Annotated in this window: 5 protein-coding genes and 1 pseudogene; 4 read left to right on the top strand and 2 right to left on the bottom strand. The window is 59.1% G+C overall.

Annotation, left to right across the window (positions count from 1 at the left end; all coding sequences use genetic code 11):
• Positions 1-655: pseudogene (locus C4S63_RS17215) on the top strand (hypothetical protein); the annotation flags it as partial.
• 284 nt (positions 656-939) lie between these two features.
• Here the strand turns inward: C4S63_RS17215 and C4S63_RS17210 are convergent.
• Both C4S63_RS17210 and cobB read right to left on the bottom strand, forming a co-directional pair.
• Complete coding sequence (locus C4S63_RS17210) at positions 940-2013, bottom strand: 3-deoxy-7-phosphoheptulonate synthase (protein WP_062818030.1); 1074 nt, start codon at positions 2011-2013, stop codon at positions 940-942.
• Positions 2014-2333: 320 nt separating this feature from the next.
• Positions 2334-3044, bottom strand: coding sequence for a Sir2 family NAD+-dependent deacetylase (gene cobB, locus C4S63_RS17205; protein ID WP_103918262.1), 711 nt, complete (start codon positions 3042-3044; stop codon positions 2334-2336).
• A 33-nt stretch (positions 3045-3077) separates the two neighbouring features.
• Between cobB and C4S63_RS17200 the strand changes: the two genes are divergently transcribed.
• The 3 genes from C4S63_RS17200 (at position 3078) to C4S63_RS17190 (ending at position 5765) form a co-directional block, all read left to right on the top strand.
• The gene (locus C4S63_RS17200; protein ID WP_062818028.1) at positions 3078-3452 is read left to right on the top strand and encodes a hypothetical protein; all 375 of its coding nucleotides are present in this window, start codon (positions 3078-3080) and stop codon (positions 3450-3452) included.
• A 52-nt stretch (positions 3453-3504) separates the two neighbouring features.
• A complete protein-coding gene (locus C4S63_RS17195) occupies positions 3505-5037 on the top strand; it encodes a bifunctional GNAT family N-acetyltransferase/carbon-nitrogen hydrolase family protein (protein WP_103918261.1) in 1533 nt (510 codons plus the stop codon).
• 329 nt (positions 5038-5366) lie between these two features.
• A complete protein-coding gene (locus tag C4S63_RS17190; RefSeq protein WP_103918260.1) occupies positions 5367-5765 on the top strand; it encodes a hypothetical protein in 399 nt (132 codons plus the stop codon).
• Positions 5766-5775 lie beyond the last annotated feature (10 nt).

The following is a 5775-nucleotide window of genomic DNA, read 5'->3' as shown; positions in this document are numbered from 1 at the left end:
GCAGTTCTGCCCGAATACCGCTGAGGCGGATCTGGGTCCGACCACGCCGATCGACTGTCTGACCGAAGCCGGTAACAACTTCGGCAACGTGGAGGAGCTGCTGCTGGGTTCCAACCCGCTGACCGAAGCCCTGTGCCCGGAAACCTCTGCCAATGCACCGATTGATCCGGCGGCCTGCTTCATGGAAGCGGCCGGTGGTGGTCTGCCCGGTGGTGGCGGTGGGGATAACCCGCTTGCGCCGTTGCTGGAGCAGTTCTGTCCGGAAACCGCTGCCGGTGGTGTGGGTCCCACCACGCCCACCGACTGCCTGAGCGAAGCCGGCGCTGGCCTGGCTGCCCTGGAAGAGCTGTTGGGCCCGCTGACTGAGCCGAACCCGCTCACCGACCAGGTATGCCCGGACACGTCCGGAACCGGTACCGTGGATCCGGCCGACTGCTTTATCGAGTCCCTGGACCGAGTCGAGCTGCTCAACTCTGAACAAATCGGTCTGCTGCCCGGTTGTCCGCTGCTGAGTGCCTTCAACGATGAAGGTAATCTGTCGCTGACCCTGGGTCTGGCCTGTCTGGTGAACCAGGAAACCGGTGATGGCCTGTCCCTGGAATCCGGCAACGCCCTGACGGATCTGTTCGAAGACCTGCTGGGTGGCTTGTTCTAAGTCTCACTCAGTACCGCAACAGAAAAAGCCCGGCCTTCGCGCCGGGCTTTTTTATGGTCGAAAACACTGACGAATTTCCAGTCGTAGGGTGCACTGAGCCTAAGGCGAACTGCACCATCAAACGCCGGATCGGTGCAGTTCGCCTTAGGCTCAGTGCACCCTACATGGTCGGTGGCGATGGTCAGTCGGGCGTTCAGCTCTGCCTGCCGCCTGGCTACTGCAGGAGGAAAATTCCGGACACAAAAAAGCCGCCATCAAGGCGGCTTTTCCGTATCAGCCAGCGATCAGCTGTTGCGCTTCGGCAAGACGTCGCGGAGCTTGTCGGCCATCTCGCGAATGGCTTTCTCGGTGGTATCCCAGGCGATACAGCCATCGGTGATGGACACGCCGTATTCCAGATCTTCCAGTTTTTCCGGAATCTTCTGGTTACCGAACTTCAGGTGCGATTCCACCATCAGCCCGACGATGGACTGGTTGCCTTCCAGAATCTGGTTGGCAATGTTCTCCATGACCAGCGGCTGCAGGCTCGGGTCCTTGTTGGAGTTGGAGTGGGAGCAATCCACCATGATGTTGGTGGACACACCGGCTTTCTCCAGGGCCTGCTCGGCCAGGGCCACAGACACGGAATCGTAGTTGGGCTTGCCGCCGCCGCCACGCAGTACCACGTGGCCGTACTGGTTGCCCTTGGTGGTGGTCAGCGCCACACGGCCCTCCGGGTCGATACCCAGGAAACGGTGCGGGTGCTTGACGCTGAGCATGGCGTTCACCGCCACATCCAGGCTGCCGTCGGTGCCGTTCTTGAAGCCCACCGGGCTGGACAGACCGGAGGACATTTCCCGGTGAGTCTGGCTCTCGGTGGTGCGGGCGCCGATGGCGTTCCAGGCAATCAGGTCCTGCAGATACTGCGGGGTGGTCGGGTCCAGCGCCTCGGTAGCAGAGGGCAGGCCCAGCTCGGCCACATCCAGCAGCAGCTTGCGGGCAATGTGCAGGCCGTCCTGCACCTTGAAGGAATCGTTCATGTAGGGGTCGTTGATCAGCCCCTTCCAGCCCACGGTGGTGCGGGGCTTTTCAAAATAGACACGCAACACCAGGTAGATGGTGTCCTTCACTTCCTCGGCCAGGGCCTTCAGCTTCTGTGCGTACTCCATGGCCGCCTTGGTGTCATGGATAGAGCAGGGGCCAATCACCACGAACAGACGGTGGTCCTTGCGGTCGAGAATATTGCGAATCGTCTCGCGGCCTTCGATCACGGTCTGGCGGGCATTGTCGGAAAGCGGCAGCTCTTCCTTCAGCGCATTGGGGGTGATCAGCAGTTCCTGCGAGGCGATATTGAGATCGTCTACCTGTTTATCGGTCATGATGGTCTTTACTACCTGTCGTTGCTGGAGGCCCCGGGCCCCGTATTATGGCGGGTGGCTCTGGCTGACACTCCTTTTGTAGAGGTCCAGCAGTCTAGCCCAATCAGGCGGCCAGAGAAATACGGGGCGGGCTCTGGGGTGGATAGATGGGGGCAATCGGGACGGTCTCAAGCTACAAGCTGCAAGCTACAAGGCGCGGGATAGGTCTCGGGTAATGGAACAGGTTGTGCCCGCGTTGCGGCGTATCAGCGCGAAGTCCGATCCCAGGCGGATACAGTAAAATCTGCCCCGTGTTGCAGCTTGTAGCTTGAAGCTTGCCGCTATAACCCGGCAATCAACGCCTCCACATACGCCGGCACCAGCTCCGTGGCCAGCCCATGCCTGTGTTCGGCAAAGGCGGTCAGCCGCTGGGAGGGCTCCAGGTTCAGCTCCACGGTATGGGCGCCGTGGCGGTTGGCTTCTTCCACAAAACCCGCTGCCGGGTACACATTGCCGCTGGTGCCGATGCTGATAAAGCGGTCGCAGCGGGCCAGGGCCTGGTAGATGCGCTCCATCTCCAGGGGCATTTCCCCGAACCACACCACATGGGGGCGCAGGCACCCCTTGGCGCCGCAGAGCGGGCAGGGCAGGGTCGGCGTCAGCTCGCCGGTGACCTCCACCAGGCCGCCGGAGGACTGACAGCGGCCCTTGAGCAACTCGCCGTGCATATGGATCAGGTTGCGACTGCCGGCCCGTTCGTGCAGGTTGTCGATGTTCTGGGTGACCAGCAGTACCTGGCCGGCGGGAAAGGCCTGTTCCAGCTTTGCCAGGGCCTGGTGGGCCGCATTGGGCTTGATCGCCGCGCTGAGCAGCTGTTCACGGCGCTTGTTGTAGAAATTCTGCACCAGGGCGGCATCGCGCAGAAACGCTTCCGGGGTGGCCACATCTTCCACCCGATGGTTTTCCCACAGCCCGTCGGCGGCGCGGAAGGTCTTGATACCGGATTCCGCCGAGATTCCCGCGCCGGTAAGTATTACAATGTTTTCAGCCATTTATCCGTCCGATCAGTCAGGATTATTTGTTTCATGGATACCATTATTGACCAACAGGAAAATCTCAACTTGCCCCGGCGCGGCAATGTCACACTGCTGCACTTTCACCAGGGTATGGTTCTGCTGGTGGGCGAGGATGCTGTGGGCCTGTACCGGGACCGCGTGGCCATCGACGACCCTCTGGCCAATGGTGTCATCGGCTATGAAACCATTCCAGCCTCCCTGCAACCGGACTGGCAGGATGACTGCGGGTTTGTCCGTGAGCATCAATCCGGCTATGTGGGCCTGAATGGCGGTGGCGTGATTTTTATTCGCCCGGATGGCGTGGCGCTCTATCCCAGCGGCATGCATGCGTTGCAGAATCGGGACATGAGCTGGCTGATTCCCTTTCCGCCACTCAATGCATAATTTTTCCGGCATCGGTAAGCCCGCTGTCGGTGACTGAAGGAGCTGTTCTGTTATGGCAGAAGAAACCACTCGCCTGCGTCTGCGCACTCTCACCGAAGAGGATTACCCCGCGCTGGCGCTGCTCATGGACCAGGTGTACCACGACATCGGTGGGGCCTGGCCGGAAGAGACCATCAAAACCCTGATCCGTATCTTCCCGGAAGGGCAACTGGTGATCGAGGACAACGGCGAGTTGGTGGCCACCGCGCTGACCATCAAGGTCAGGTACGACCGCTTCTCCAACCCGCATCGCTATGAAGACCTGATCACCGACGACAAGGTGCGCTCCCACAACAGGAAGGGCGATGCGCTCTACGGCCTGGATGTGTTCGTGGACAAGGAATACCGGGGCTATCGCCTGGGCCGTCGTCTTTATGAGGCCCGCAAGGAGCTGTGCCGCGAGGAAAACCTGCGTGCCATCCTGGCCGGTGGCCGGCTGCCCGGCTACACCAACTATGCGGACCAGATGCCGGTCACCGAATATATCGAGCAGGTGGAAGCTCGCGCCATCTATGACCCCATCCTGTCGTTCCAGCTCTCCAACGGCTTCGACGTGAAACGTCTGATGAAGGCCTACCTGCCGGAAGACGAAGACTCCCACGGCTACGCCACCCTGCTGGAATGGGACAACATCCTCTACGAACCGGAAGACGACGACGCCGAATGGCCGCGCCGCACCGTGGTGCGCGTAGGGGTTGTCCAGCGCCGCATGCGCGCCGCCCGCGACGTGCAGGATCTGCTCAACCAGGTGGAATTCTTCATCGATGCGTTGTCCGATTATCGCGCCGACTTCGCGGTGCTGCCGGAATTCTTCAGCGCCCCCCTCATGGGCCTGCGTCCGGAACTGAACTCCGTGGAAGCGGTGCGCTTCCTGGCCAGCTTCACCGACGAAGTACGCGACGCCCTGGCCGACATGGCGGTGAGCTACAACATCAACATCGTTGGCGGCTCCATGCCCGTCATCGAAAATGAAAAAGTCTACAACGTAGCCTACCTGATGCGCCGCGACGGCTCCGTGGAAGCCCAGTACAAGATCCACATCACCCCCCACGAACGGCGCGACTGGGTCATCCAGGGCGGTGACAAGTTGCAGGTATTCGATACCGATGCGGGCCGGGTGGGTATCCTGATCTGCTACGACGTGGAATTCCCCGAGCTGGGTCGTATCCTGGCGGACGAAAAGATGGACATTCTCTTCGTGCCGTTCTGGACCGACACCAAAAACGGCTACCTGCGCGTACGTCACTGCGCCCAGGCCCGCGCCATCGAAAACGAATGCTACGTGGCCATCGCCGGTTCCGTGGGCAACCTGCCCCGGGTGGACGCCGTGGACATCCAGTACGCCCAGTCCTCGGTGTTTTCCCCCAGCGACTTCTACTTCCCCCACGATGCCATCATCAGCGAATCGGTGCCCAATACCGAAATGCTCATGTTCGCGGACGTGGACCTGGAAAAACTGAAACTGCTCCACCGGGAAGGCTCGGTAACCAACCTGCGCGACCGTCGCCACGATCTGTATAGCCTGGACTGGAAAAACAAAGGCTGAATCCTGCCAGGGCAGGGCCGTCCGGCCCTGCTTCTTACCTCTATAGCTGTATTTGTAGGAGCGCCTCTCGAGGCGCGAATACCCCCGCCAAAACCGTACTCACATCGGTCAGCTGTGCTCAAACAGTTAGAAGAGCCTGACCCCAGCGCGTACCAGAAAACGACGCCTTCCTCATATCTCCGCCGCTCAGAAAGGACGCCGTTGTAACCCGTTGAGATTTCTGCTTTTATCGGTCGGTATATAAATTTGATAAATGTGATAGGAAGCCGGTGCGTTCATTGGATATTCGAGCGAGCTTCCTGTGCCTGTTCTGTGGAAGAGGAGCCTCAATGAAAATAGTAGACCAATTGGCGCAAATCGCAGAAAGCTCTGTGTTGAGCGCGCTTTCATCAAACGTCAAGAAAGATGACATCTTTGAATTTCAAGAGCACGAATTTTCCGGAGTAAAAAGTGTCGTCATGCTCGTTGGATATGTAAGCCACAACATCGAGGATGGTAGTTGCATTGCGGTGCTCAACCCGGACGAATCAATCAAAGAAGCAATACGACCCAATGTGGGTTACAACTCTGGCATCTTGAAAGAGATTTTCGCTCAAAAATGTGATGCATTAGTTCAAGTTTGGGTTGATGCTTATAAACCTAAGGAAGGTCTGAATAACTCGCTTTTTTCGCTTTTACGATCCTCAACAGGCATCTGCCATCGAATTCAGGCCACAATTCACTCTTGAGTGTCCATTC

Origin of the sequence: Alcanivorax sp. DSM 26293 (assembly GCF_900107995.1) — a bacterium.
Lineage (GTDB): Bacteria > Pseudomonadota > Gammaproteobacteria > Pseudomonadales > Alcanivoracaceae > Alcanivorax.
This window is presented reverse-complemented; position numbering and strand designations above follow the sequence as displayed.